General features: G+C 65.4%; 19 protein-coding genes and 1 pseudogene. 7 read left to right on the forward strand and 13 right to left on the reverse strand.

The window, feature by feature from the left end; genetic code table 11:
- Window positions 1-3 precede the first annotated feature (3 nt).
- The 4 genes from AB4074_RS10655 to AB4074_RS10670 all read right to left on the reverse strand — a co-directional run bounded on the left by AB4074_RS10655 (window position 4) and on the right by AB4074_RS10670 (window position 5,440).
- Window positions 4-720, reverse strand: a complete 717-nt coding sequence (locus AB4074_RS10655; protein ID WP_441413351.1) for a thymidine kinase — start codon at window positions 718-720, stop codon at window positions 4-6.
- Window positions 713-1,942 carry an alkaline phosphatase family protein gene (locus AB4074_RS10660; RefSeq protein WP_441413352.1) on the reverse strand — a complete coding sequence of 410 codons (1,230 nt, stop codon included), beginning with the start codon at window positions 1,940-1,942 and terminating at the stop codon, window positions 713-715. Before AB4074_RS10660 ends, AB4074_RS10655 begins: the two co-directional genes overlap by 8 nt.
- Window positions 1,942-2,670 carry a DUF5998 family protein gene (locus tag AB4074_RS10665; RefSeq protein WP_236817024.1) on the reverse strand — a complete coding sequence of 243 codons (729 nt, stop codon included), beginning with the start codon at window positions 2,668-2,670 and terminating at the stop codon, window positions 1,942-1,944. Before AB4074_RS10665 ends, AB4074_RS10660 begins: the two co-directional genes overlap by 1 nt.
- 67 nt (window positions 2,671-2,737) lie before the next feature.
- A complete protein-coding gene (locus AB4074_RS10670) occupies window positions 2,738-5,440 on the reverse strand; it encodes a bifunctional acetate--CoA ligase family protein/GNAT family N-acetyltransferase (RefSeq protein WP_441413353.1) in 2,703 nt (900 codons plus the stop codon).
- A gap of 54 nt (window positions 5,441-5,494) precedes the next feature.
- Here AB4074_RS10670 and AB4074_RS10675 point away from each other — a divergent pair, with 54 nt between their 5' ends.
- Entirely contained in the window at window positions 5,495-8,044 is a 2,550-nt protein-coding gene (locus AB4074_RS10675) for a DNA gyrase/topoisomerase IV subunit A (protein WP_441413354.1), read from the forward strand.
- 17 nt (window positions 8,045-8,061) lie between these two features.
- On the opposite strand, the gene AB4074_RS10680 is transcribed toward AB4074_RS10675, so the two are convergent.
- The gene (locus AB4074_RS10680; RefSeq protein WP_441413355.1) at window positions 8,062-8,442 is read right to left on the reverse strand and encodes a VOC family protein; all 381 of its coding nucleotides are present in this window, start codon (window positions 8,440-8,442) and stop codon (window positions 8,062-8,064) included.
- 126 nt (window positions 8,443-8,568) lie between these two features.
- Here AB4074_RS10680 and AB4074_RS10685 point away from each other — a divergent pair, with 126 nt between their 5' ends.
- The gene (locus AB4074_RS10685) at window positions 8,569-9,087 is read left to right on the forward strand and encodes a DinB family protein (protein ID WP_441413356.1); all 519 of its coding nucleotides are present in this window, start codon (window positions 8,569-8,571) and stop codon (window positions 9,085-9,087) included.
- An 8-nt stretch (window positions 9,088-9,095) separates the two neighbouring features.
- Window positions 9,096-10,178: an NAD(P)H-dependent flavin oxidoreductase gene (locus AB4074_RS10690; protein WP_441413357.1), complete on the forward strand. Its 1,083-nt coding sequence runs from the start codon at window positions 9,096-9,098 to the stop codon at window positions 10,176-10,178.
- Here the strand turns inward: AB4074_RS10690 and cydD are convergent.
- From cydD to AB4074_RS10705, 3 genes are read right to left on the reverse strand one after another with little or no spacing between them, the layout of a single operon-like run.
- A complete protein-coding gene (gene cydD / locus AB4074_RS10695; RefSeq protein WP_441413358.1) occupies window positions 10,175-13,570 on the reverse strand; it encodes a thiol reductant ABC exporter subunit CydD in 3,396 nt (1,131 codons plus the stop codon). The two genes, AB4074_RS10690 and cydD, sit on opposite strands and share 4 nt — an antisense overlap.
- A gap of 3 nt (window positions 13,571-13,573) precedes the next feature.
- The gene (cydB, locus tag AB4074_RS10700) at window positions 13,574-14,671 is read right to left on the reverse strand and encodes a cytochrome d ubiquinol oxidase subunit II (RefSeq protein ID WP_441413359.1); all 1,098 of its coding nucleotides are present in this window, start codon (window positions 14,669-14,671) and stop codon (window positions 13,574-13,576) included.
- 20 nt (window positions 14,672-14,691) lie between these two features.
- Window positions 14,692-16,305 carry a cytochrome ubiquinol oxidase subunit I gene (locus tag AB4074_RS10705; RefSeq protein WP_441413360.1) on the reverse strand — a complete coding sequence of 538 codons (1,614 nt, stop codon included), beginning with the start codon at window positions 16,303-16,305 and terminating at the stop codon, window positions 14,692-14,694.
- Window positions 16,306-16,580: 275 nt separating this feature from the next.
- Here AB4074_RS10705 and AB4074_RS10710 point away from each other — a divergent pair, with 275 nt between their 5' ends.
- Window positions 16,581-16,967, forward strand: coding sequence for a BlaI/MecI/CopY family transcriptional regulator (locus tag AB4074_RS10710; RefSeq protein WP_078105520.1), 387 nt, complete (start codon window positions 16,581-16,583; stop codon window positions 16,965-16,967).
- A 6-nt stretch (window positions 16,968-16,973) separates the two neighbouring features.
- Window positions 16,974-17,966 (forward strand): M56 family metallopeptidase, encoded by a 993-nt coding sequence (locus AB4074_RS10715; protein ID WP_441413361.1) that lies wholly within the window; start codon window positions 16,974-16,976, stop codon window positions 17,964-17,966.
- Window positions 17,967-17,991: 25 nt separating this feature from the next.
- On the opposite strand, the gene AB4074_RS10720 is transcribed toward AB4074_RS10715, so the two are convergent.
- On the reverse strand, window positions 17,992-20,100 hold the full coding sequence (locus AB4074_RS10720) for a DNA gyrase/topoisomerase IV subunit B (protein ID WP_441413362.1): 2,109 nt from the start codon (window positions 20,098-20,100) through the stop codon (window positions 17,992-17,994).
- A 222-nt stretch (window positions 20,101-20,322) separates the two neighbouring features.
- Here AB4074_RS10720 and AB4074_RS10725 point away from each other — a divergent pair, with 222 nt between their 5' ends.
- Complete coding sequence (locus tag AB4074_RS10725) at window positions 20,323-20,544, forward strand: DUF7455 domain-containing protein (protein ID WP_078105523.1); 222 nt, start codon at window positions 20,323-20,325, stop codon at window positions 20,542-20,544.
- Between the two features lie 101 nt (window positions 20,545-20,645).
- Here AB4074_RS10725 and AB4074_RS10730 read toward each other — a convergent pair whose 3' ends face one another.
- Window positions 20,646-21,272 (reverse strand): FMN-binding negative transcriptional regulator, encoded by a 627-nt coding sequence (locus AB4074_RS10730; protein ID WP_441413363.1) that lies wholly within the window; start codon window positions 21,270-21,272, stop codon window positions 20,646-20,648.
- Window positions 21,273-21,319: 47 nt separating this feature from the next.
- Window positions 21,320-22,261, reverse strand: a complete 942-nt coding sequence (locus tag AB4074_RS10735; protein ID WP_441413364.1) for a DMT family transporter — start codon at window positions 22,259-22,261, stop codon at window positions 21,320-21,322.
- Between AB4074_RS10735 and AB4074_RS10740 the strand changes: the two genes are divergently transcribed.
- Window positions 22,260-23,708, forward strand: a complete 1,449-nt coding sequence (locus AB4074_RS10740) for an aminotransferase-like domain-containing protein (protein WP_441413365.1) — start codon at window positions 22,260-22,262, stop codon at window positions 23,706-23,708. The two genes, AB4074_RS10735 and AB4074_RS10740, sit on opposite strands and share 2 nt — an antisense overlap.
- Here AB4074_RS10740 and AB4074_RS10745 read toward each other — a convergent pair.
- Window positions 23,652-24,881, reverse strand: a pseudogene (locus AB4074_RS10745) (RNA polymerase sigma factor); the annotation flags it as partial. The gene AB4074_RS10740 and the pseudogene AB4074_RS10745 sit on opposite strands and share 57 nt — an antisense overlap.
- A gap of 315 nt (window positions 24,882-25,196) precedes the next feature.
- Window positions 25,197-26,432: a DUF4192 domain-containing protein gene (locus AB4074_RS10750; RefSeq protein WP_441413366.1), complete on the reverse strand. Its 1,236-nt coding sequence runs from the start codon at window positions 26,430-26,432 to the stop codon at window positions 25,197-25,199.
- Window positions 26,433-26,466 lie beyond the last annotated feature (34 nt).

Below are 26,466 nucleotides of genomic sequence, written 5' to 3' on the forward strand. Positions count from 1 at the left end.
GCTTCAGCTGACGCCGTGCCATAGGCAAGCGTCGACGTCGAACGGCAGCAACTGATCCCGGCTCGCCATCAGGTTGGCTCCGTGGGCCGTGACCCTGCGCATGTAGTGCCTGCGGCATAGGGTTTCGTATCCGACAGCCGGGTGCGACACGTCGACTTGCTCCGGGATGGCCTCCGCCTGGCCGGCCTCCCTGGCAACGTCTCCCACTACGACCTGCTCCCCTTCGACCACCATGATGCCGTCCACAGTCCGCGCATTGTGTGTTGCCCGGCGTCCGCACCAACAGAGCGCTTCGACCTGCAGGACCTGGACCCTGTCCGCGAGCTCTACGAAACGCTGGGATCCGGGGAACAGCCGGGTGCGGAAGTCGGACGTGATTCCGAAAGCGAACACGTCGACGCCCATCTCATCAACCACGCGTGCCAGCTGTTCCACTTGCTCAGGTGAGTAGAACTGGGCTTCATCACAGATCAGGTAGTCCACTTTGAGGCCCGTCGTCCGGCGTCGGACGACCTCGTCCCAGAAATCGGTAGTGTCAATGACCTCCACCGCATCCGTCTGGAGCCCGAGCCGGCTTGAAATGACGGAACCGCCGGCGCGGTCGTTGCAACTGAAGCGGACCCCACCCCGGCCACGCGCACGGTGGTTGTAGTCCATCTGCAAAGCAAGGGTGGACTTGCCGCAGTCCATGGTTCCAGAGAAGAAAATAAGCTCAGCCACGGCGGCCCTTGGGACCTCCGGCTTGGAAGCAAAGGAGCGGAACTTCGCGCTCCGCCTTGGTCAGCGAACCATGCTGCCCCACCACCTCCAAGGCAGTCGGACGGACGCGGCGGACGTCATAGAGCGCCAAAGTGTCCCGGGCTGCGATCATGACGTCCCCGATCCGGGGGGAAACCTCCGGTCGAAAAACACCGAAGAGTCCGGCGTCAAGAGCCTGCTCGCGGGTGAAGGCCCAGATCCGCTCGCCGAAGCGGGCGCGCCAGGCATCCAACAGGGCTTTCCGGTGACCCTCTCCGGCGTCGGGCTCCAGGTACAGGTGGACCATGCGCGGCTCCCCTGCCGTGTGCCGGACCCCGGCGATAAGGGCAGGATCGGCGGAGTAGTCGATGCGCTGCGACTCGGGAACGTCGAGCATTCCATGGTCGCCGGTGAGCAGGATGGTTGTCCCCGCGGGCAGTGAGGCAGAGAGCCTTTTGACCGTTGAATCGATTTCTTCGAGCTGGTGCTCCCAGCGATCGGACTCGCAGCCGTAACGGTGCCCGGCTTTGTCCAGCTCGTTGACGTAGAAGTACATGAGCGAGGCGGTTCCAGCGGCCATTTCCTCCCCCGCCGCTGTTGTCCGGGCGTGGAGGGAGGTGCCGCCCACGAACCGGCTTCCCCGGAGCGCCGCACGGGTCATCGGCGACGCGCCGAACTGGGGCAGGCTCACTGTGACGACGTCGGCGTCAGCAGCCACGCGTTCGAAAATTGTCGGGAACGGCTGCCAGCGCAGGGGATCGACTCCAGCGTCCCAATTGCCGAGCAGGTTGACTACCTTGTCCTGGTCAGGATCCAGGACGTCATAGCCCACCATGCCGTGTTCACCGGGCGTGCGGCCGGTTCCAAGGCTGGCCAAGGACGATGCCGTGGTGGAAGGAAAAGCCGAATCAAGCCACACCGGGACGGCCCCCTGTCCCGAGTTCGCAATTGACCTCAGAAACGGAGTGTGGGCGGCCTTCTGCTTCAGGAGATTGCGCCCCAGGCCATCAGCGAGGACAACGCACACGCGTTGCGTTGACGGCAAGTGCAGTTTATTTTCGAAGCCGGGCAGGCCCATGCTCGCCGCGGCGCTGGTGAAGACCTCGGCGATCGACTTGCTGCCATACAGCGGCGCGCCGGGAAGCTCAGGGACGGCGCTGGAAACGCGGACGGTTTCCTGGGCGACGGGTTCCGACGTCGCCATCAGCGCTGGTGCCCGCGGCTCAGCCTGTTGCCGAAGACGCCCGAGCGCAGTCGCGGAGCGGAGATGGTACCGGGGTGGACCGAGGGCCCGGGAGCGCCTGTGTTCACAGCCCGCAACGCGCGGGCGAAGACCTTCGCGTCCTGGACAGCCCTGGGTCCGTCGGCCTCGGAGCTGATCCGCAGCACGATGTCCTCCTGCGAGATGGTGCCCGTGTAACCATGGTCGGCTTCGCACTGGGGATCGCCGCAGCTGGCGGGTCCCACATCCAGGCGCTGGCCTCCTGACCAGGCAATGGACAGGGTCAGCTCCCTGACGGGGTCGCTTGGAGTGTAGTTCTGCGGCTGCGCATACATGTAGCTCAGGACCACCGAGCGGATTTGTGCCACGGGCACGGACTCGGTGGAAATCTGGGCGACGATCTGCTCGCCGGCTTCGTCAAGCTGCTGGTCGTCGACGTGGGTGATCACCAGCATGTCCTCGGTGAGGACCAGGACCGTGATGTGCCGCCGGACCTCGGCACGGTCGAAATGCGTTTCCAAATGCACCAGGTGCGCAAGGCAGTCGCGCCCGTCCAAGGCGTCGGCCACAACATCGGCGACAAGGACAGGATAGAAACCTGCCCGTTGAAGTGCCTGGTCCAGGCTCTGCCCCTGCGAGCTGTGGTTGTGTGCTGCATGGTGCCCGGTGGTAGCCGGACCGGACGGAGGCGTCGGGGACTTCGAGCTCATTCCCCCATTTTCACAGATCGGCTGGGGACTTCATAACCGTCCGGCCCTCCGACGGTCAACTGCCAGCTCAGCCGAGCATCGCACGGCGGGCACTGTCCGTACGCTGTGCGGCATTGCCAATCCAGACCTCGGCGGCAAGGATTTTGACGCCCCGGGTCCCGGCCAGGACGGGATTGAACTCCACCAGGGCAATCCCTGGGTGTTCGTCCTTGAGTCGGACCAGCCGTGCGCCCAGGTCTTCGAGGGCCGCCACGTCCACCGCAGGCAGCCCTTGGTAGCCAAACAGTTTCAGGGAAGCCCGGGGCGCCCTGATGAAGTCGTGGAGATCGGTGGAGGACAAGGGAGGCACGCGGTGCGCCCAATCGTCCAGGAGGTTCACGGCGTCTCCCGCCAAACCGAAAGAGACCACGGGCCCCAGGAGCGGATCCTCGATGGCCCGGAACGTGCAGGCCTGCCCCACGGAAACCATGGCCTGCAGCTCTATCGCAGCTGAACCGTAGGGTTCGAGGGCGCGACGCATCTGCGCGATGTTGCGCCGCAGCGAGTCCGGATCCTCGATGTCCAGCCGCACGCCGCCCAGGTCCAGGCGGTGCCGGAGGGCGGGATCCGTGGTCTTGAGCACCACCGGCCAGCCGAGCCTTTCGGCAGCGGCTACCGCTTCGTCGTCGCTCTCGAACACAGCTGAGGGCACAACCGGGATGCCGTAGCGGGACAGCAGCGCGGCCGCTTCGCCGTCGTCGAGCCGTACCAATTGCTCCCCCGGGACGGAAGACAGGAGCCGCTCGATGTGTTCGCGGGTGCCCTCGCGGTCGCAACCAGGAGGCTCTGTGAACATGCCTTGGTCCCGGTCCAGCCACTTCGCGTAACGGACCACTGCCGCCAAGGCCGCCACCGCGCTGCCCGCGCTGGAGTAGCAAGGAAGGGACGGTCCGGACTCACTGGACTCCCCTTTTGGGGCGAGCAATCCATCCAGCTGCACGGAAGTGTCGAGGATCCCGGTGAAAGCAGCCACGACGGGCTTGCCGGCCTCTGCCGCGCATTCGGCGAGCACTCCTGCGATCGCTTCCATCGTGAGGCTGCGGGACGGCACCATGGCCGCCACCACCGCATGCACGGAATCGTCGGCGAGGTTCTTCCGGAGGCTGCGCCGCAGCCCTTCCCGCGATGCGGACATCCCCGCGTCAAGGTCCACGTCGGTGACGATCCTGTCGACGACGAGTCCCTGGGGCGCCGCGTTGTCCGCCACGACCTTCCCGAAGGCCGCGGAATTGCTGTAGACGGCGAGCGCCGGGCCCTTGGGCAAGGGCTGGCTGGAAACGATTTGCGCCACATCCATGAGCTGTTCGATGGTTTCGACAGCGATGACGCCGGCTTGGCGCATCATCGCGTCCAGGGCCGCCACAGGGGCCAGCGTGGTCCTGACGACATGCCCCGGCGGAAGGCGCAGCCCGGTGACATCCGATTTGGCAACGATGACCGGTTTGCTGCGCGACAAGCGGCGGGCGAGTCGGGAGAACTTGCGGGGATTGCCGATCGACTCCAGGTAGAGCCCGACGGCGACGGTATCGGGATCGTCCTCCCAGAACTGCATGACGTCGTTTCCGGAGATATCGGCGCGGTTGCCGGCGGACAGGAACGAGGAAAGGCCCAGGCCCCTGCGGCTCGCCGCAGCGTAGACGGACACCCCGATGGCCGCGGACTGCGAAAACAGCCCCAATCCCCCGCGTCGCGGAAGGCTCGGGGCCATCGACGCGTTGAGCGAAACCTCCGGGTTCGTGTTCACGATCCCCAACGACTCGGGGCCTATCACGCGCATCCCATAGGACCTGGCCTGGCGCACCAGCTCGCGCTGCCTCCGCAGCCCCCGCTCGCCGTCGTCCGCGTAGCCGGCTGTGGCGACCACCAGGCCTTTGACACCGGCCGCCCCGCACTCATCCACGACTTTCGGCACTTCCTCGTAGGGAACCGCCATGATGGCGAGCTGCGCCGGCCCGGGGATGTCGGCGATCCGGGCGAAGGACTTCATGCCGGCCACCTCGAATGCCTCGGGGTTGACCGCATAGACCGCGCCGGTGAAGCCACCGTCCAGGATGTGCTCAAGAAACTGGTGCCCTACGGTCCCCCACCGGCGGCTGGCGCCCACCACCGCGATCGACGACGGCGCCAGCAAGTCCCGTACGCTGCGGGCCTCCGCGCGGTGTTCCCGCGATTCCATGACGGCCAGGGACTTTTCGGTGGGGTCGATGTTGAATTCAACGCTGACGACGCCGTCGTCGAATTTGCGCGCGAGCTCGTAGCCGGCATCTGCGAAGACCCGGAGCATTTTGCGGTTCTCCGGCAGGACCTCGGCCGTGAAGCGGCGGATGCCGTTCTCCCGGGCAGCCGCGGCCAAGTGTTCGAGCAGGATGGAACCGATCCCCCGGCCCTGCTGGGCATCGGAAATGTTGAAGGCCACTTCGGCCTCCGTGGGGTCCTCTAGCCGGTCGTAGCGGCCGACGCCCACGATCTCTCCGCCGATGGTGATGACGAACGCCACCCGGTCCTTGTGGTCCACTTCGGTGAAGCGGTGCAGTTCCTTGCTGGAGAGTCTCGGCTTGAACGAGAAGAACCGCATGTAAATGGAAGTCTCGGACTGCGCGGCGTGGAAAGCCTGTAGGGCGTCCGCATCCCCGGGTGAAATAGGTCTCAAGTGGGCTGTTCCGCCGTCGCGAAGCACGACATCGGCCTCCCAATATTCCGGATATACGCCGGCGCCGGGCTGATCCACCATAGGCTTAGCCTAGCTAAGTCTTCCGCAGTACACGTTTAAGGATCCACCGACTCCATGGCACGCAGCCAAAGTCCCTCCCGCGCAAACGCGGCCTCGGCCGCCGTCGACGGGGACTTCACCGAGAACATCATTGATATCGACGTCACTTCCGAGATGGAAGGCTCCTTCCTGGAGTACGCGTATTCGGTGATCTATTCCCGCGCTCTCCCCGATGCGCGCGACGGCCTCAAACCCGTCCAGCGACGCATCCTGTACATGATGAGCGACATGGGCCTGCGCCCGGACCGCGGGCATGTGAAGAGCGCCCGCGTGGTGGGCGAAGTCATGGGAAAGCTGCACCCTCACGGTGATACCGCCATCTATGACGCCATGGTGCGCATGGCACAGGACTTCTCGCTGCGCTTGCCCCTGATTGACGGGCACGGCAACTTCGGTTCGCTCGACGACGGCCCGGCAGCACCGCGTTACACTGAAGCCCGGCTCGCCGCGGCTGCGATGACGATGACCGAGAACCTCGACGAAGACGTGGTGGACTTCGTCCCCAACTACGACAACCAGCTGACCCAGCCGGACGTCCTGCCCTCGGCCTTCCCTAATTTGCTCGTCAACGGCACCACGGGCATTGCAGTCGGCATGGCCACCAACATGGCTCCCCACAACCTCGTGGAAGTCATCGCGGCCGCCCGGCACCTCATCGCCAATCCGGACGCCACGCTGGAAGACGTCATGCGCTTCGTGCCCGGCCCTGACTTGCCCACAGGCGGCAGGATCGTTGGTCTGGACGGCATCCGTGATGCCTATGCCACGGGACGCGGTTCGTTCAAGACCCGCGCCAAGGTGGAGATCGAGCAGCTGACCGCGCGCCGCACCGGCCTGGTGGTGACCGAACTCCCCTACATGGTGGGTCCGGAGAAGGTCATCGAGAAGATCAAGGATGCCGTCAACGCCAAAAAGCTGACAGGCATCAGCGATGTCATGGACCTCACTGACCGCAAGCACGGACTACGGCTCGTGATCGAGATCAAGAACGGCTTCAACCCCAACGCCGTGCTGCAGCAGCTCTACCGGTTCACCCCGATGGAAGATTCCTTCGGCATCAACAACGTGACCCTGGTAGATGGGCAGCCTCAGACCTTGGGCTTGCTCCAGCTCCTGCAGGTCTACGTCGGACACCGCCTGTCCGTCGTACGCCGTCGCACGGCCTTCCGCCTGGGAAAGAAGAAGGACCGCCTCCACCTGGTGGAGGGCCTGTTGATCGCGATCGTCGATATCGACGAGGTCATCCAGATCATCCGCTCCTCGGACGAGGCATCGGCGGCCCGCGAACGGTTGATGTCCATCTACGACCTGTCCGAGATCCAGGCCAACTACATCCTGGAACTCCGCCTGCGCCAGCTGACCAAGTACTCGCGCATCGAACTCGAGAAAGAGCAGGAAGAACTGCGCCGCGAGATTGCCGAACTCGAAGCGATCCTGGCGTCCGATGTGCTCCTGCGCGGGCTGGTGTCCGGAGAATTGGCCGAAGTGGCCGAGAAGTACGGCACCCCGCGACGCACGGTTCTCCTCGAGTCCGAGGCTGTATCGCCCACCGTCGCCGCGGCGCTCGCAGCAGCCGTCCCGGCAGGCAAGGGCAAGGCCGCAGCTCTACCGCTTGAGATCCCCGACGACCCTTGCTGGGCACTCCTCAGCGCCTCGGGCCAGATCGCACGGACCTCCAACCAGGAGCCGCTGGCCGAATCAGGCCCGCGGAGCAAGCATGATGTCTACCGCTCCGTGGTCAAGACAACCGCACGCGGCGAAATCGGCGCGGTCACGTCGCAGGGCCGCATGCTCCGGGTACAGGTCATGGACATGCCGGCGCTTCCGCCCATGTCCGGCCTGCCGAATCTTGCCGGGGGCGTCGCGGCAAAGGACTTCATCACCCTGCTCAAGGGCGAAACGCTCGTGGCGTTCGTTCCGCTGGATGCCGTGTTGGCCATCGGAACGGTCCAGGGCGTCGTCAAGCGCGTCCAGCCGGACTACCCGCTGAACCGGGAAGACTGGGAAATCATTGCCCTCAAGGACAAGGACACCGTGGTGGGCGTGGAACCCGCCCCTGATGACGAGGTCGACCTTGTCTTCGTCACCCGGCTTGCGCAGCTTCTGCGTTTCAGCGCCTCTGCCGTTCGGCCGCAGGGCCGAACCGCGGGTGGCATGGCGGGAATCAAGCTTGGGGACGGCGACGACGTCATCCACTTCGGCACGGTGCGCGCCAACGACCCTGCCGCCGTCGTCGTGACGATCGCGGGCAGCAACGGCGCCCTTCCGGGGACTGCTCCAGGCACTGCGAAGATCACCCCGTTCGAGGAGTATCCGGCCAAGGGCCGGGCAACGGGAGGCGTACGGGCTCACCGTTTCCTCAAGGGTGAAGACACGCTGCTGCTCGGATGGGCGGGTCACGGTCCGGCGAAGGCGTCATCCAGCGCCGGCGTTGCCCGGGCCCTCCCACAGGAGCACGGCCGCCGCGACGGCTCCGGTGTTCCCCTCTCCCAGCCCGTGGATGCGATCGGTGCGAGCATGGCGTGGGAAGAAGGAAACGGGCCGGAAACCGCTGTTGAGGCCTAAACCCCGAAGGCCCTGGGCTACATCGTGGCGATACTGAGGATGTTTCCTTCCGAGTCGAGGAACCAGGCTCCCCTTTCGCCGTCCGGCAAGGTGGCTACGCCGTTTTCGGTTTTCAGTCCCGGGAAGTCGTAGTCTTCGAAAACGACTCCGCGGGCCCTGAGGTCGGCCATGTCCTGGTCCAGGTCCGTGCTCTGGAACCCCAACTGGGTGTTCTTGGCGGTCCCGGCGTTGGGCGTCTCGTAGAGCAGGAAGGCCGTGCCGTTGGCGCACTTGTACGTCAGGTTGTCTGTGGCCTCCGGGTTATCCGGTTCGAGACCGAGCTTGTCACGGTAGAAGTCACGGGCGCGGGCGATATCGCTGGCAGGGAGCACGCCGGCGACGTTTAGATCCTTTAGCATGGCAATTTCACTTTCCAGGCTTCCCCAGCACCTAACTTTACTCCTGATGGGGTTGATCAGACCTGGGATCGGCCTCCCGCCGGGCAGGGTGACCGGATCAGGAATCCGGGGCTCTAGACTACTGCCATGCCGATCATTCCCGATGACAAGGACTGGACCTGGGTCTTGTCCACGCCCTGTCCCGAATGCGGCTTCGACGCCGCTACTGTGACCCCGTCTACCGTCCCGGGGACAGTCCTGAACATGCTGCCGCGTTGGCGGGCCGTGCTGCGCCGGGAAGACGCGTCCACCCGTCCGGACGAACACACGTGGTCGCCCCTGGAGTATGCCTGCCACGTGCGGGATGTCTTCAGCCTTTTCGACCAGCGCCTAAACCTGATGCTTCGGGAGGATGACGCCCACTTCGCCAACTGGGACCAGGACAAGGCCGCAATCGACGGCGACTACGCGAATGCGGATCCGGCGGGAGTGGCTGCGCAGCTAGCCGCCGAGGGCACTCAAATTGCCAACTCTTTCGCTGCTGTCCACGAAGATGAGTGGCCCCGCACGGGCGTCCGCAGCAACGGCTCCACGTTCACCGTGCTGACGTTTGCCCAGTACTTCCTTCACGACGTCGTCCATCACCTGCACGACGTGGACGGCTAGGCGCTGCGATGTCGTGGAAAGACACCCGGGCAACCCGCCTCTTCAATATCGACCTGCCCATCGTCCTTGGTCCGTTCGGTGGTCTGTCATCGGTGGAGCTGTCGGCCACGGTCAGCGAGGCCGGCGGGCTGGGTTCCTACGGCCTCTACGGATACGACGCGGAAAGGATCGCCGCCACGGCCCGCGAGCTCAAGGAGGCCACCGGGAAACCTTTCGCGCTGAATCTTTGGCTTCCCGTCGAGGGCGAAGAGCCGCCAACCACGGACACCCGGCAGTTCGCCGCCTACGTGGATATCCTCCGGCCGTATTTCGAGCTGGTGGGCGTGGAACCACCCGCCCAACCGGACACCTACGTGCCCGATCTGCAGGAACAGATTCAAGCGGCCATCGATGCCCGCCCTGCCGTGCTGAGCTTCGTGTTCGGGGTTCCGTCCGAGGCTGTCATCGAGGAGGCACACAGGAACGGCATCGTGGTGGTGGGTACTGCAACCACGGTTGACGAAGCCGTGGCCCTGGATGCCGGCGGCGTTGACGCCATCGTTGCCACGGGGATGGAGGCCGGCGGACACCGGGTTTCCTTCCTGCGGGCCCCTGAGGACTCGCTCGTCGGGACCGTGGCCCTGGTGCCCCAGGTGGTGGATGCCGTCCCGGTTCCGGTCATCGCCGCAGGCGGTATCGCTGACGGACGCGGGGTCGCTGCCGCCTTGGCGCTTGGCGCGGACGGGGTCCAGATCGGTTCGGCCTTCCTGGCCACGCGGCAATCAGCCATCAGTCCGGCGCACCTGGCCGCCATGCGCGGACCCGACGCCGCCCACACCGTCCTGACCCGGGCCCTCAGCGGCCGCTTGGCACGCGGCATTCCCAACCGGATCATCGCGGAACTCGCCGATCCTGCTGCGCATGCCCCGTTCCCGATCCAGAACTGGCTGACCGGCAAGTTCCGGCCCGCCGCGGCTGCACAGGGAATCCCGGGCCTGATGTCCCTGTGGGCCGGCCAATCGACGCCGCTCATCCGGGAGGACGACGCAAGGAAGCTCGTGGACAATATCGTCGAGTCGGTGGACTCGATCTTCGGACGGCTTCTGGGCTAGTTTCCGCGCACGAGCACCGGGAGAGAGGACGGCGAGCCCAGATCCAGCCGGGAGTCTCCCCCGGCGATGTCGGCCGGGTTGTGGGTCACCAGGACCACCGTGACGTCCTTCAGCCCGAACCGCAGCTCCGCCATCATGAGGCGTCCGGCCTCGGCGTCGAGATGGGCGGTCGGCTCGTCGAGGAGCAGGACTTCTGCGCTGGTGAGGAGCGTGCGGGCCATGGCGAGCCGTTGGCGTTCGCCGCCGCTCAGGAACGAACCCGAGGGGCCTATGCGGCTGTCAAAGCCCCCGGGAAGCCCGGACACCACTCGGGAAAGCCCGACGGCGTCCAGGGCCTTATCCATGTCCGCTTCGGAGGGCTTGCGGTTTGCCGGGCGGGCGAGCAGAAGATTGCCGCGGATAGTGGAGTCGAAGAGGTGGGCTTCCTGGGGACACCAAGCAGCCTTCCCGCTGACGTAGGCCCTTCCGGATGACGCGGGCAGGAAGCCAAGCAGGACGGAGAGCAGCGTGGATTTCCCCGAGCCGGAGGGTCCCGTGACCGTGAGCCAATGCCCGGGGGCAGCTTCGGCGCTGAGCCGGCTGAACACGGGCGGGCCGCCTGGCCATGACGCTTCGAGGTCATCCAGCTGCAGTCCCGCAGAGCCGTCGGGTCGCTCCGGCAACGTCTGCACACCGCCGTCGGCTTCTGGCGTATCGAAGGCTCCGGACTGCGCGATCCGCCGCAGCACTGCGGCCAACGCCGGACCCTGCCGCGCGGCAGACACCGCCGCCCCGTAGGGCTCCGCGAGGGCCAGCTGAACAAGGACGACGACGGCCAGCACGGCCGGCGCGACAGTTCCGGATTGCACCGACGGTGCCGCGAGAATGCCCGCGGCCAAGGCTCCGAGGGTGCAGGCCAGCACCGTCAATCCTTGGCCTATGCCGTCAGCCCAGGCCGAACGCTGTGCGGCGGCGGTGGTCGCGTTGTCCCTCCGAGTCAAGGACGAAAGGATGGTGCCGGCCACGCCGTTGGCGCTGAGCTCCGCGCGGGCGTCGAGGGCTGCGGCAACGTCGCGCAGCACGAGTGAGCGCAGTTGCTGCTCCGAACGGGCCGCGTTGCGGTCCGCCGCCAGGGCAAGAAGAGGGGCAAGCACAAGGCCAACCACGGCGCTGCCGAGAACCGCCGGCACGGTGGCGGGAACCAGGAGGGCCGAGGCGACCACCGCCGACACTGCGACGGCAAGGGCGGAGAGGGGTGGAAGGACGACGCGCGGCAGCACGTCGCGCAGCGTATCGACGTCGTCCACCACCGCTCCGAGCACATTGCCGCCCTGCAGGAGGCGGCGCAAGGACAGTGCCCGGGCGCTAAGCGCCGCCCAGAGCGCGCCCCGGAGCCTTGTCATCGCGGCGAACACGGTGTCGTGGACAACGAGCCGCTCGGAGTAACGCAGCACCGCCCGGCCTATGCCGAAGAACCGGACGCCCACAATCGCTCCGAGCAAGTACAGGATGGGCGGTTGTTCGCTGGCACGGATGATCAGCCAGCCGGACAGCCCGGACAACGCCACGGCAAACAAGGCGGCGAGCGCCGCGAGCAGGACGGCACCGGCGAACTTGTAACGGACGGGCGCCAGGATGCGCGCGAGGGCCTTGAGCGTGGAGATTGCCGTGGGGGCTCCGTCCGGTTTGGCTCCGGGGTTCACGTCCCGCTGGACCGGAGCGGGCGCTGATGCACTGGATTCCAGGTCCACGGGACCGGCTTGCTCCTGCGCTGTCCCGCTGGTGAACTCCCCGCCGTCGACCTTCACGACGTTGTCCGCCAGTTTCCGGGTCGCGGCGTCGTGGGCCACCAGGATGACAGTCGCCTCACCACGCAGCCCCGCGATGGCCGAACGGATCGCGTCCGCGGACGCGGCGTCAAGGTGGGCGGTGGGTTCGTCAAGCAACAGGACCGTGGCTCCCGCGTTGAGCCGCGCCAAGCCGCGCGCCACAGCCACACGCCGCAGTTCTCCAGGGCTCAACTCGGCAGGATGTTTGGACGCGAGGTGCTCCGCGGCAGACTGCTCCAGGCAACGCATGGCCCTCGCAATGTCCCCGTCCGGCGTGGTCCCGGGGTCCATGGACGCAACGTCCTGGTTCCCACCGTTCAGGTAAAGGACGACCTCGTCCAGCACCGTACCGGCGACCATGACGGGATGCTGCGGTACCCAAGCCACCGCGCCGGCACCCAGTCCGCTAATCGATCCTTCAACGGTTGCCAGCGGCCCGTCGGCGATCGTACCGGCGAGGACACCCAGGATGGTGCTCTTGCCCGAACCGCTGCGACCGTGGAGGGCGGTGATCTGTCCGGCCGGCGCCTTGAAGTCGATAGGCCCGACGGCGGCGGCCACCCTTCCCGGATACCTCACCGTCAGTCCGGTGACCACGACGGCGGCGGAAACTTCGGTGCCGAAAACATCGCTCAGCGGACGGCCCGCCGGCGACTCCAGCACGGCGTTGGCTGCGGCCAAGGCCTCGCGCCCGTCGTCGCTGGCGTGGTGGGCTGTGCCCAGCTCGCGCATGGGAAGATAGCAATCGGGGGCGAGGATGAGGGCCAGCAGGCCTGCTTCCAGTCCCATGTCGCCCGCCACGAGTCGCACGCCGATGAAGACGGCCACGACCGCGACGGAGATAGTGGCTATCAGCTCCAGGGCGAGGGCGGACAAGAAGGCAGTCCGCAGTGTTCCCATGGTGCGCGAGCGGTATTCCTCGGAGAGGTCCTCGAGGGCTGCGCGCTGTTCACCGGCGCGGCCCAGTCCCACTAGCACGGGAAGTCCCTTGGCCAACTCCAGGATGTGCCCCGAGAGCCTCCGCAGCGTGGATTGGGCTTCGTGGACCCGGTCCTCGGTGTGGCGGCCGATCAGCACCATGAACAACGGGACGAGCGGCAAGGTCAGCACCACAACCACGGCACTGACCCAGTCCGCGAAGAGGATCCGCGCGCCGAGGAGCAGGGGCAATGCGGCGCAATTGACCAAGGCGGGCAGGAACTGGGTGTAGTAGTTGTCCAGTGCGTCAAGTCCGCGGGTCGCGAGCACGGCGAGCCCGCCGTCGTTCACGTCGCCGACCCGTCCCGCGGCCCCGGCGCCAAGGGCGCGCCCCAGCAGCCTGGACCTCAGCTCTTCCTTGACCCCAAGGGCCGCCCGGCGCGCCGCGACTCCTTGTCCCCAGACCGTCAGCGACCGGAGGACCGCGCCGGCGGCACCCCAGACGAGTCCTTCGCGCCACCCCATGCCGCCCGCTGCAAGTCCCGATAACATTCCCGCGATGGCCTGTGCAATCAGGACCAGGGACAGAGCCTTGAGGGAGGACAACAGGCCAAGGAAGTACAACGCGGATCGGGTGGCAGGTCCGGCGGGCAGTTGGGGCTTCATCCGTTACTCGCCGGCGTCGCGGGGTGCGCGTTTCGCAGCTGGTCCGCCCGGTGCCGACTGGCCGACCAGGACCTTTGCCGCGATGGCCGGCAGGAAACCATGTGCGGCGGGAATATGCGCTGCGCTCACGCGACGGCGGAACACCCAGTAGGTCCACGCCTGGTAGGCGACGACCAGGGGCAAGCCGACGGCGGCGACGATACTCATCAGCCCCAGGGTGTAGGCGGACGAGGATGCATTGGAAATGGTGAGGTTGAAGGCGGGGTTCAAGGTGGAGGGAATGACCACGGGGAACGCCGCACCGAAGATGGAAGCGGTGGCGCACACGAGGAACGCACCCAGGGCTCCGAAGGCCTTGCCCTCAGCTCCCTTGCGGGCGAGGACCCAGGCTCCCGCGGCAGCCAGGACTCCGAGGATCACCAGGATCCACGTCAACGGCTTGCCGCTGAGCAGCTGCAGGGACACCATCCATGCCAGCAGCGGCAGCAAGGCGAGCGGGGCGAGCCGCACAAACCAGCGGCGCGCGCGGTGGCGCACTTCGCCGTCGGTCTTCAGGGCCAGGAACGCGAGGGCGTGCACCAGGGCGAACGCGACCACGGCGAATCCGCCCAGCACGGCGTATCCGCTGAACCAGGCAAAAGGGCCGCCCTGGCGGTCGCCATTCGAGTCAATCGGCAGCCCGGTGGTGGTCAACGCCAGCGCGGCGCCGATGCCGAACGCAGCCGTGAACGAGCCCAAGGCTATGGCCCAGTCCCAGACGGTCCGCCAGCGGGCGCTGTCCACTTTGCCCCGGTACTCGAAGGCCACAGCCCGGAAGATCAGGGCCACAAGGACAATGAGCAGCGGCAGGTAGAGCGCCGAAAACAGCGAGGCGTACCACAGCGGGAAGGCGGCGAAGGTGGCACCGGCCGCGGTCAGGAGCCACACTTCGTTCCCGTCCCACACCGGGCCGACGGTGTTCAGCAGTACCCGGCGGTCGGTGTTGTTCCGGGCGAAGAGCTTCATGAGCATTCCGACGCCGAGGTCGAAGCCCTCCAGGAAGAGGTAACCCGTCCACAGCACGGCGATGGCCACGAACCAGACGGTAGGCAACAGTTCCATTTGAAAGATCCCTTTGCTTCCTAGTAGGCGAATGCCAGGACGTCGTCGCTGTCGCCGGGCTGGCCCGGGGCGCCCGGCGTCCCGCCGTCGTCGTCCTTCTTTTGTTTCTTCTCGCCGTGGCGGGCTTCGGCGAGCTCAGGCATCGCGGACACCACGCCACCCCGGGCGTATTTGACCAGGAGCCGGACTTCGACCACCAGCAGGACCGCGTAGATGGAGGCCAACACGACGAGCGAGGTGATGAGCTCGGCGGCGGAGACGCCTGGTGAGACGGCCGCGGCCGTGAACATGAACACTTGGTCGACGCCGCTGGCGTCCGGATTGGGCGCGACGACGAACGGCTGCCGGCCCATTTCGGTGAAGATCCAGCCGGCGGCGTTGGCGCCGAAGGGAGCGAGGATGCCGAAGACGGCCAGGCGCATGATCCAGCGGGCTTGCGGGACGGTGCCCTTGCGCGTGACCCACAAGGCCAGCAATGCGGCAAAGGCAGCGATTCCGCCGAAACCGATCATCATCCGGAAGCCCCAGTAGGTCACTTCCATGACCGGTACGTACTGGATTTCCTGGCCCGCCCGGTCGCCGTAGAGGGGATTGTTCGGCAGGTGGGTGCCGTACTTGGCCTTGTATTCGTCCAGAAGGCTGTTGACGCCCTTCACTTCCGTGTTGAAATCGCCCTTGGCCAGGAAGGAGAGGATGCCGGGGACCTCGATCACGGCCACGATGTCGTTGCAGCTCTTGGACCCGAGGTTGCCGACGCTCAGCACGGAGAATCCGGTGCCGTCGTGGCAGGCGGCCTCGGCCGCGGCCATCTTCATGGGCTGTTGTTCGAACATCAGCTTGCCTTGCAAATCGCCCGTGAACGCTGTGCCTGCGAAGGAGATCATGGCGACGACGGCGCCGATCCGCAGGGAGTTGATCCAGACTTTGTAATCGGCTTTGTCCCGTCCGGGGATGTCGGCTTTGCCCGCGATGGCCCGGCCGTCGGCTCCGATGGTGTCAATGCCATCGTGGCGGCGGCGCCAGAGGTGGTACCACGCGATGCCCAGAAGGAAGGCACCGGCGACGGCCAGCGCGCCGAAGAGCGTGTGGGGTACCGCCACCATGGCGGTGTTGTTGGTGAAGACTGCCCAGGCGTCGGTCATGACGGGACGCCCGCTGACCATCGTGACGCCGACGGGGTGCTGCATCCAGGAGTTGGCCACGATGATGAAGTAGGCCGAGAAGACCGAGCCGATCACGGCGATCCAGAGGCAAGCGAGGTGGACGCCACGCTTGAGTTGTTTCCAGCCGAAGATCCAAAGTCCCAGGAAGGTCGATTCCACGAAGAACGCGAGAAGCGCTTCCAGGGCCAGGGGCGCACCGAACACGTCGCCGACGAATCGGCTGTATTCGCTCCAGGCCATGCCGAATTGGAATTCCTGCACGATGCCCGTGGCTACACCCATGATGAAGTTGATGAGGAAGAGCTTGCCCCAGAACTTGGTCATCCGCAGGTATTCAACCTTGCCCGTGCGGTACCAAAGGGTCTGGATGACGGCCACCACAAGCCCCAGCCCGATGGTCAGCGGCACCATCATGAAGTGGTAGACCGTGGTGATTCCAAATTGCCAGCGTGCGATTTCCAAGGCGTCCATGGCTGTCCTTATTGTCCCGACGCCCGCTTGCGGCGTCCTTTTTCTACGTTACGTAGAACTGACTTCTTCTACACAGTGTAGAACAAACCCCTGCGATCTGCTCACCACTCTTCCAGCGGCGTCACAGTGTCGCAAGGACACGCCGCGCCGCATGTTCTACCTCACGTAGAATCGCCGCCTGAAAAGCGGTAGATTGATGGTGGAATGTTGGATCATCGCAGTTCCCCCGGTCCACGCAAACCGGCAAGGGAAGTGCGGAAAGTAGGGATGCGTTGATGGCAAGTCTTGGCGAACTGGAACGGGCGGTCATGGATCTCCTTTGGGCGGGCCAGGAGGCTGCGACAGCCAACAAACTTCGTGATCTGCTGGCGCAGGATTCCGCCGCCACGGATGGCATTGCAGGACACCAGGGCAAGGACCTCGCAGTCACCACAGTGCTGACGGTCTTGTCCCGCCTCGAGAAGAAGGGCCTCGTGGAGCGCGAACGCGGCACCCGCCCGCACCGCTATCAGGCTGTTTCGAGCCGCGCGGACCACACGGCGGACCTCATGCATGAGGCATTGGGTTCCGCCCCGGACCGCGAAGCCGTGCTGGCGCGGTTCATCGGTTCCGTGAGCGAGAGTGAAGCCGCCACGCTGCGCAAGCTGCTCGGCAAAAACTAACCACCCATGTTCTGGACCTCATATTTTCTGGCGGTCCTTGCTTTGGTGCTGGCCTGGCCGGTTCCTGTCCTCCTTTCGCGCGCCGAGTGGCCTTCACGCGCGCCATTCATGGCCATGGTCCTCTGGCAAGCCATCGCACTCGCCGGTGGCCTCTCCATGATCGGGGCCATGCTCGTCTACGGGCTTGAGCCCATCGGCGACAACCTCATTGCAGGTGTGCGCTCCTTGGCCGGCATGGTGCTTCACAACGAGCCCACCACAGCACTGGGCTTCTGGCACTTGTTCGCTTTGTCCGCCGCGGCGCTGCTGAGCGCCCATCTCGTGTTCACCCTGCTGCTCACCTACGTCAAGATCGAACGGCAGCGGCGCAGGCACCGCGAACTCCTCGCACTTCTGGCCTCACCGTCCGACGACGGCCCTGGCACCGTGGTCATCAACCACGACTCCCCCGTTGCCTACTGCTTGCCCGGCGGCGCAAGGTCAGTGACTGTTCTGTCCGACGGCCTCATGGCCGCCCTGGAGCCTGCCGAGCTCAGGGCGGTCCTCATCCACGAAAATGCCCATCTCTCCCAGCGCCACGACCTTCTTTTGTGGGCCTTCGCGGCGTGGCGCCAGGCGCTGCCCTGGTTCCCCACGACGCGACTCGCCCAGGTTGCGGTCAACTCCCTGATCGAAATGCTCGCCGACGATGTGGCCCTGCGCACCGAGAGTAAGGGGACGCTCATTAAGGCGATTGCGATCGTGGCGAGCGGCTCCGCCGGTCCCGTGGAGCAATTCGCGCCTCCCGGAACAAGCGGGCAGGACGCTTCCCCCGAAGGCAGCTCGCTCAGCGGCACCGGCGGCGCCGATTCACCGCGTACGACGGCGTCGCGCGTCAGCCGGCTGCTCTCACCTAAGCCGCCGCTTCCGGCAGCCCAGCGCACTTTGGTGCTTGCGGCGTCGGCCATGTTGCTCGCGGTGCCGACAGGCCTGCTGATCGTGCCGGGTTTGCTGGGCTGAACGGCGTCGGATAGGGCCCGCTGGATCAGGCGTCGATGCGTTCCCGGTCCAGGTCCGCAGCGCCGGCGATAATGAAGTCCTTGCGCGGGGCGACGTCCGATCCCATCAGCAGGTCAAACGTGTCTTCCGCCATCTTCGCGTTCTCGATGCCCACCTTGCGGAGGGTTCGGTGGCGCGGATCCATGGTGGTCTCGGCGAGCTGCTCGGCGTCCATTTCACCGAGGCCCTTGTAGCGCTGGATCGGTTCCTTGTAGCGCTTGCCTTCCTTGGCGAGCCTGGCCAGCAGGACGTGCAGTTCGGCCTCGGAGTAGGTGTAGATCATCTCGTTGGCCTTCTGGCCCGCGTTGATGACTTCCACCCGGTGCAGCGGCGGTACTGCCGCGTATACCCGGCCCTCGTCGATCATCGGGCGCATGTACCGGAAGAACAAGGTGAGCAGCAGCGTGCGGATGTGCGCGCCGTCGACGTCCGCGTCGGTCATCAGGATCACCTTGCCGTAACGGGCGGCGTCGATGTCGAAGCTCCGGCCCGAACCGGCGCCCACTACCTGGATGAGGGCGGCGCACTCCGCGTTGGAGAGCATGTCCCCCACCGATGCCTTCTGCACGTTGAGGATCTTGCCACGGATCGGCAACAGCGCTTGGAAGTCCGAGGACCGCGCCAGCTTGGCGGTGCCAAGGGCGGAGTCACCTTCCACGATGAACAGCTCGGAACGTCCGACGTCGTCCGTGCGGCAATCTGCCAGCTTGGTGGGCATCGACGACGTTTCCAGCGCATTCTTCCTGCGCTGCGTTTCCTTGTGGACGCGGGCCGAGATGCGGGACTTCATTTCGCTGACGATCTTCTCGAGCAGCAGGGCGGACTGGGCCTTGTCGTTGCGGTTCGCCGAGTTCAGGCGCGCTGTGATCTCGTCCTCGACAACCTTGGCAACAATCGCCTTGACGGCCGAAGTGCCCAGGATTTCCTTGGTCTGGCCCTCGAATTGCGGCTCTGCCAAGCGGACCGTCAGCACTGCCGTGAGGCCGGCAAGGATGTCGTCCTTCTCAATCTTGTCGTTGCCCGCTTTGAGCTTGCGCGCGTTCGTTTCGACGGCCTTGCGGAAGGTCTTCAGGAGCGCCTGCTCGAAGCCTGCCTGGTGCGTGCCGCCCTTGGGCGTGGCGATGATGTTGACGAAGCTCCGCATGGTGGTTTCGTAGCCGATTCCCCAGCGCAGCGCGATGTCCACTTCACAGTCCCGCTCCACTTCCGCGATTTTGCTGTGCCCGTTTTCGTCAAGGACCGGAACGGTTTCCTTGAACTTGCCCGCACCATGGAGCCGCCAAATATCAGTGACGCCCGAATCCGCGGCGAGGAAGTCGACGAATTCGGAAATGCCGCCATCGTGATGGAAAACCTCTTGGTGCGGCCCGTTTTCGCCGGGGGTACCGGGGAGCCGGCGCTCATCGCGCACCGTGAGCTTGAGGCCCGGAACCAGGAATGACGTTTGGCGGGCGCGCGACGCAAGATCCTCGAGGGAGAACTTCGCGTCCGGAGTGAAGATCTGCCGGTCTGCCCAGTAGCGGATGCGGGTACCGGTCACACCCCGCTTGGCCTTGCCGACGACGTCGAGCACCGAGTTCTCGACGAACGGTTCGAAGACCGAAGTCGGGCTGGGCTTCGAACCGATGTCCTTGAATCGGCCGGGCTCGCCGCGGCGGAAGGACATCTGGTACGTCTTCCCACCTCGGTCCACCTGCACGTCAAGGCGGGCAGAGAGCGCGTTCACTACGGACGCGCCAACGCCGTGCAAACCGCCGGACGCCGTGTAGGAGCCGCCACCGAACTTTCCGCCTGCGTGCAGTTTGGTGAAGACGACTTCGACGCCGGTGAGCCCCGTCTTGGGTTCCAGGTCCACCGGGATGCCGCGGCCGTCGTCGTGGATTTCCACCGAATTGTCCGCGTGCAGGATGATCTGGATGTCATGCCCGAAGCCCGCCAGGGCTTCGTCCACGGAGTTGTCGATGATCTCCCACAGGCAGTGCATGAGGCCGCGCGAGTCGGTGGAGCCGATGTACATGCCCGGACGTTTGCGGACCGCCTCCAGGCCTTCCAAAACTGAAAGGTGCCGGGCGTTGTATTCAGAACTCGGTGCCACGGGCGGGGCGCTCCTTCGGGGGTGTAACAGAGGCAAAAAACACTCCTCCTAGGCTAGCTGGCCCGGAGCCCGGACGAGAGCTGCCACTCCCAATCGTGCTGGACGCCACTTCCCGGTGTTACGCACATGTGATACGCGGACAGCGAACGTGACCCATCCTTGCCATGGTTTTGCTTCGAATGCTGGTTATATGGATACACAGAACTACTAAGGAGGCCGAACATGACAACAGCAGTTGCAGACCGCACACTCAATGCACTCGACCGGTGCGACCGTTGCGGGGCCCAGGCATATGTCCGCGTTGTACTCGAGTCCTCCGGCGGTGAGCTGCTCTTCTGCGGCCACCACGCACGTGCAGTAGAGGCCACGCTGCGGCCGATGACTTCGGACTGGCATGACGAGACCGGTCGCCTTCAGGAGAAGGAACCCGTCCTCGCCGACTAGCCTAAATGGCCGGCCCCAGCGGCCGCCCGGCTGACATAATTTCACAGAGACAACGGCCCCCTCCGAATGGAGGGGGCCGTTGCGTTAACTTCCCCGCCTGGCTAACTTCCCTGCCTGGCCCGGGCGACGTCGGCAGCAATCTCCTTGTGCCCTTGGGCATCAAGCCCGGCAACCACCCCGTCGATGTCCTTGTCGGGCCGGTTCTGGCTCAGTTTGGCCTTCGCCTCGATACGGGTGATGACCAGTTCGATGCCAACGATCGCACGCAACTGGCCGGAGACGTAGCGCTCCGGCGCGTCGTCCACGGACCACGGCCGCTCGGAATCGGCTTCGTTGAGGTTGGTCAGCTGCCTGACATGGTTCCCCAGCCACGCGGCATCCTCATGGACGGCAAGCTTGCCGTAAACGTGCGCGGTGGAGTAGTTCCACGTCGGGACGACACGCCCATGCTCTGCTTTCGATGCGTACAAGGAGGGCGAGATGTAGGCGTCCGCGCCCTGGATGATCACGAGTGATTCTCCGATCGCCGGCTCGGACCATTGGGAGTTGGTTCGGGCGAGGTGCCCGTGGAGCGCGCCGTATTCGCCGATCGAGGGATCGTAGATGAGCGGCAGGAAGGTCGCCAGCAGACCCTGCGACGTCATGGTGACCAGATTCGCCGCACTTGGCCGTGTCAGGAGGTCGTGGAGTACGTCGGGACCGGCCTCGAAATGCGCTGGGATGTACATGGTTCTATTCTTCCTATCGTGGGACGGGCGATCTGTTGTGTTGGTCTTCAGCGATTCTGTTCCGGGCGCTGCGGATTGAGCCGGACCCGGACCGCGACGCCGGCGCAAAGGATGACGGCCAGCCCACCGACAATCGTGGTCCAGCCGAGGGATTCGCCCAGCAACAGCCCTGCCCAGCAAATGCTCAGTACGGGCTGGATGAGTTGTACCTGGCTGATTCTGGCCATGGGTCCAATGACGAGACCCCGGTACCAGGCGAAGAAGCCGAAGAACATGCTGACGACTCCGAGGTAGGCAAAAGCAGCCCACTGGGCCGGTGAGGCCGACGGCGGCTGCTGGGCCATGGAAAGCGCTGACAGTCCGGCCATCAACAGCAAGGCCAGGACGAGCGCCCACGATACGGTCTGCCATGCGCCGAGTTCGCGGGCGAGCAGGCCGCCTTCCGCGTAGCCGATTGCCGCAGAAATGACAGCTCCGAGGAGCAGCACATCCGCCCGGTCAAGTTGCCCGAACCCACCGGACTGCGCGAATGCGAATGCGATGGCCGCACCAGCGCCTACGGCGGTGACCAGCCAGAAGGCGACAGGCGGATGCTCGCGTCCGCGGAGCACCGCGGCAGTTGCCGTTGCTGCCGGCAACAGGGCGATGACGACGGCACCGTGGCTGGCCGGCGCCGTCGTGAGCGCGAACGAGGTGAGTAAGGGGAACCCGACAACAATCCCGGCGGCGACCACGGCCAGGCGCGCCCATTGCCTGCCTTGAGGAAGCCGCTGCCTGGTGAGGGTGAGGGCGAATGCCGCGAGTATCGCCGCGACGACGGCACGGCCGGAGCCGATGAACAGGGGCGACAGGCCACCAACCGCCACCCGGGTGAAGGGAACAGTGAACGAGAACGCCGCTACTCCGAGGAGGCCCCACCAGAGGCCGGTTGTCGAGCGGGACAGTATCACTGGCCGAATAATTGTAGTAGCGCTACTATTGTCTCTCATGAACAACGATAGCAGTTCCAGGATTGCGATGCGACTGCGGGAATGGATCGCCGGGGCCGCGCCGGGATCCCGGCTTCCGTCCACCCGGTCATTGGTTGCCGAGTACCAGGCCAGCCCTGTGACGGTTCAGAAAGCCTTGCAGACGCTCACTTCGCAGGGCTTGATCGAGAGCCGGCCCGGCGTCGGCACCTTCGTGCGGGCCGCCCGGACAGCACGCCCCTCGGATTACGGCTGGCAAACCGCAGCACTGCGTGCACCGCAGGCGCCTCCCCGTTCAGCCTCCACTACGATGCGCGACACCTCGAACGCCACTATCGCCTTCCACTCCGGATACCCGGACCGGGAACTCCTGCCGGAGCGGCTTGTGCGGGCCGCTCTCGCCCGCGTTGCCCGCGGCGACGCTGCTTTGTCCCGGCCTCCGGCGGCCGGCCTTCCCGAGTTGCAGTCCTGGTTCGCGCACGAACTCGGCGCCGCGACCCCGGCAGGGCTCACCCCGCCAACACCGAGCGACGTCATCGTGCTGCCCGGAAGCCAAGGCGGCCTCAGCTCGATCTTCACTGCATTGGTCGGCCACGGGCAGCCGCTGCTCATGGAATCTCCGAGCTACTGGGGAGCCATCCTGGCCGCGACGCAAGCCGGAGTCCGGATCGTCCCGGTACCCAGCGGAGCCGATGGGCCGGATCCCGAAGAATTGGCCAGGGCCTTTGAGGAGACGGGCGCGCGGTTGTTCTACGCCCAACCGAACTATGCCAACCCCACTGGAGCGCAATGGTCCACCCGGCGGGGCGAAGAAGTCCTGGACGTCGTGCGGGAGTATGGCGCGTTCCTCGTCGAGGACGACTGGGCGCACGACTTCGGCATCACGTCAACGCCGCTACCCCTCGCCGCACGTGACGACTCCGGCCACGTGGTCTATCTGCGATCCCTCACGAAGAGCGTTTCACCCGCCATCCGCGTCGCTGCCGTCATCGCGCGCGGCCCCGCCCGCGAACGTATCCTCGCGGACCGCGCGGCCGAGTCGATGTATGTCAGCGGATTGCTGCAGGCTGCGGCCCTCGATGTCGTCACCCAGCCGGCCTGGCAGACGCATCTGCGCAGCCTCCGCCATCAGCTACAGTCACGCCGCGACCTGCTGGTCTCAAGCCTGCGCGAGCACGCCCCCCAGGCCCATCTCAGCCTCATCCCCAAGGGAGGACTGAACCTTTGGGCACGCCTGCCCGACGGGACGGACCTCGAAAAGTTGACCCGCGACTGCGAGAGTGACGGGGTGATGATCGCGGTCGGCACGGAATGGTTCCCGGCCGAACCGGCGGGACAGTTCATCCGGCTCAACTACGCAGGACCCAACCCCTCCGCTTTCCCGGAAGGCACCCGCATCATTGGCCGGGCACTCGAACGGACGGATGCGTTCGCGGGTGACTCCATAGACCTTGCCGATTTCGTCTAAAGTCTTCGGCTGGCCATCGGTAAGGCCGAAACGCATCGCGACGACGCCTGCTTCACGCTCGGACAGGGTGTCGAGCACCGAGTGCAACTGCTCCTGGAGGAGTGTGAAGCTCACAGCGTCCGCCGGCACAACCGCTTCGGAGTCCTCGATGAGGTCGCCGAATTCGGAATCGCCGTCTTCGCCAAGCGGCGTGTGCAGCGAGATGGGCTCGCGGCCGTACTTCTGGACTTCAACAACCTTCTCGGGAGTCATGTCCAGTTCGAGCGCCAGTTCCTCAGGCGTAGGTTCGCGTCCAAGGTCCTGAAGCATCTGGCGCTGGACACGTGCCAGCTTGTTGATGACTTCCACCATGTGCACCGGGATGCGGATGGTCCGGGCTTGGTCAGCCATGGCGCGGGTAATGGCCTGGCGGATCCACCAGGTGGCGTAGGTGGAGAACTTGAAGCCCTTGGTGTAGTCGAACTTCTCCACTGCACGGATCAGGCCCAGGTTGCCTTCCTGGATGAGGTCCAGGAACAGCATGCCGCGGCCGGTGTAGCGCTTGGCCAAAGAGACCACAAGTCGCAGGTTGGCCTCGAGGAGGTGGTTCTTGGCCCTCTTGCCGTCGTGGATGATGAACTCGAGCTCACGCTTGAGCTTCGGGTCCATGGAGCCGTCGTCGGCGTTGATCTTCTCTTCGGCGAACAGGCCGGCTTCAATGCGGAGTGCAAGGTCGACTTCCTGCTCAGCATTCAGCAAGGCAACCTTGCCGATCTGCTTCAGATAGTCCTTGACGGGGTCGGCCGTGGCGCCGGCTGACATGACCTGCTGGACAGGCGCATCGTCGTCGTCGGCATCCGAGTAGACAAAGCCGGAACCCGTCGTGGCAGGCTTCTTGCCCTCTTCGCCTTCCTCGACTTCCTCCGTGAGCTCTGCTTCGTCGGGAACGACGGCGTCAAAATCCTCGGCTTCTTCGGAGTCCTCGTCGGCGCCGGTGGACTTGTTGGCTGCTTCGGCAGCGGCCTTGGCGCCGGGCTTGGGCCCGCGCTTCTTGGGTGCCGGCTTCTCTGCACCTGCAGTCGAAGTATTGGCAGCACGCGTTGCCGCACGCTTCGCAGCTGTAGCCGCCTTCTTTTCTTCGGCGGACAGTTCGGCCAGGGCGGCGGGTTCCTTCTCGGCGGAAGACGGGGTCACAGAAAACCTTTCTAGCGGCGGTCTGTGGAATCACCATGGGGGCAACACCACTATGACCCTGTCAAGTCCGTGATCAACATCAAGTGCCATCGCCGACTGCAGAGTCTTTAGGTAAAACTCCCGACGGCGCCTTAATGTTCCCTAGAGTTCAGGGAACGTTTACGGCACTTGAAACACGGACCCAACCGGGTCTCGGCAACCATTGTCTCACGGTTTTGAGTTCCGGGGGTCGATATCCGCTACCGTGCAGACAATTACGTGCCGCACGGAATTCCCTCAATGACACACCCTCGGAGCCACCTCAGGGCCTGGGGGTCATGCGGCCGCCCCACCGGACTTCCGCCACGCGGACGACTTGCTTTTGGCCCAGCCGCAGAGCGTTCCGCGCGTCACCAGCTCGGCGAGTAGTTCGGCGAGCCGATAGCCCTGTTCTTCAGCGTCAGCCTGCGAAAGGAGTTCGTGGGCGAACGAACCGCTCCCCCGGCACCACTGAATCCACCCGCGGATCGTGAGCGTTGCGGCGCGCGCCTCCCCACCGCCGTGCCGGGAGAGCAACGCCAGAACTTGGTCCAGGCTCGTCAACCGCTTCCAGTCGGGATTCTCCGGGTAGAGGCCCAGGAGCACGTCTCCGTAGCGCATGACGCTGAGATCCGCGGCCTCAGTGGGCTTGCTGGCCACTGGTGCCGTGCCCGCTGTTGGTGCCGCGGGACAGAGCCCGGGCGGAATGACCAAGGAATCCGCGTCATCGTCCTCATGTTCAAAGAAGCCGAAGGCTTCCGCACCACCGCAGGCTACAGCTTTCCCGGCAGCAGCCAGGACCACTACGGCGTCGCGCCAGGCAGGCACCCTCAGGCTCGCCCGGAGGAACGCCGCAGCCTCGCCGTCGAATTCCTCCGGACGGCAGGAATCGAGGACCCCCGTCCACGCGTCCAGCATTTCTTCGAACGACTTCCTGCGCCGCCACCGCAGGAGCAACTCCCCCAGCATGGCGTCTTCCACACGCATGAACTCCGGATCGAGGACAGGCTGGTCCGCGGGCTCCAACAACCCAGGCGATTCCCTGACGCTGCTCCCCCTGAACACCATTTCCGCGTTGAGCCGGCTATCCAGGATCTGGTCCACGGGACGCCCGGGAAGGGGACAGCACTCCAGGTCGGTGCAGAATGCGCTTCGCCAGTGATCGGAACCTATGAACCAGGCATCCCGCAATGCCAATCCACCGTGGGCCAGGACGGGTTCCAGGGCTTCCAGCAGCGGCAGCCCGTGTGCCAGGGCGTCGCCATCATCCCAACCGTTGTCGCTGAAGAATGCCAAAAGCACGCCATCGGCGTCATGGTCAGCTTCCAGGTACTCACCGATCCTCCGTGAGTACGCGGCAAGCACGCGTTCGGACCTCCCGGGCGGAAGGTCCACACGGAGTGTGGCGCCAAGTGTCTGCCCACGCAGCGTGATGGCAACGAGGCTCTCCTTCGGCCGGAGTCCCAAGGCGTGCGGAATGAAGCCGAGGATGTCCTCGGGACGGGAGATGGTCACACGGTTGTCTGCTGTCATGAATCCAGCATTGGCATCAATCGCGGGCGACGGC

The organism is Arthrobacter sp. 2MCAF14 (genome assembly GCF_052115645.1).
Lineage (GTDB): Bacteria > Actinomycetota > Actinomycetes > Actinomycetales > Micrococcaceae > Arthrobacter.

Excerpts from the sequence above, each read along its gene's own strand:
- AB4074_RS10735 (WP_441413364.1), bottom strand. The coding sequence starts at position 22,261 with ATGAGAGACAATAGTAGCGCTACTACAATTATTCGGCCAGTGATACTG.
- AB4074_RS10660 (WP_441413352.1), bottom strand. The coding sequence starts at position 1,942 with ATGGCGACGTCGGAACCCGTCGCCCAGGAAACCGTCCGCGTTTCCAGC.
- AB4074_RS10690 (WP_441413357.1), top strand. The coding sequence starts at position 9,096 with ATGTCGTGGAAAGACACCCGGGCAACCCGCCTCTTCAATATCGACCTG.
- AB4074_RS10705 (WP_441413360.1), bottom strand. The coding sequence starts at position 16,305 with ATGGACGCCTTGGAAATCGCACGCTGGCAATTTGGAATCACCACGGTC.
- AB4074_RS10670 (WP_441413353.1), bottom strand. The coding sequence starts at position 5,440 with ATGGTGGATCAGCCCGGCGCCGGCGTATATCCGGAATATTGGGAGGCC.
- AB4074_RS10715 (WP_441413361.1), top strand. The coding sequence starts at position 16,974 with ATGTTCTGGACCTCATATTTTCTGGCGGTCCTTGCTTTGGTGCTGGCC.
- cydB (WP_441413359.1), bottom strand. The coding sequence starts at position 14,671 with ATGGAACTGTTGCCTACCGTCTGGTTCGTGGCCATCGCCGTGCTGTGG.
- AB4074_RS10730 (WP_441413363.1), bottom strand. The coding sequence starts at position 21,272 with ATGTACATCCCAGCGCATTTCGAGGCCGGTCCCGACGTACTCCACGAC.
- AB4074_RS10685 (WP_441413356.1), top strand. The coding sequence starts at position 8,569 with ATGCCGATCATTCCCGATGACAAGGACTGGACCTGGGTCTTGTCCACG.
- AB4074_RS10740 (WP_441413365.1), top strand. The coding sequence starts at position 22,260 with ATGAACAACGATAGCAGTTCCAGGATTGCGATGCGACTGCGGGAATGG.
- AB4074_RS10675 (WP_441413354.1), top strand. The coding sequence starts at position 5,495 with ATGGCACGCAGCCAAAGTCCCTCCCGCGCAAACGCGGCCTCGGCCGCC.
- AB4074_RS10665 (WP_236817024.1), bottom strand. The coding sequence starts at position 2,670 with ATGAGCTCGAAGTCCCCGACGCCTCCGTCCGGTCCGGCTACCACCGGG.
- AB4074_RS10680 (WP_441413355.1), bottom strand. The coding sequence starts at position 8,442 with ATGCTAAAGGATCTAAACGTCGCCGGCGTGCTCCCTGCCAGCGATATC.
- AB4074_RS10750 (WP_441413366.1), bottom strand. The coding sequence starts at position 26,432 with ATGACAGCAGACAACCGTGTGACCATCTCCCGTCCCGAGGACATCCTC.
- AB4074_RS10725 (WP_078105523.1), top strand. The coding sequence starts at position 20,323 with ATGACAACAGCAGTTGCAGACCGCACACTCAATGCACTCGACCGGTGC.
- AB4074_RS10710 (WP_078105520.1), top strand. The coding sequence starts at position 16,581 with ATGGCAAGTCTTGGCGAACTGGAACGGGCGGTCATGGATCTCCTTTGG.
- cydD (WP_441413358.1), bottom strand. The coding sequence starts at position 13,570 with ATGAAGCCCCAACTGCCCGCCGGACCTGCCACCCGATCCGCGTTGTAC.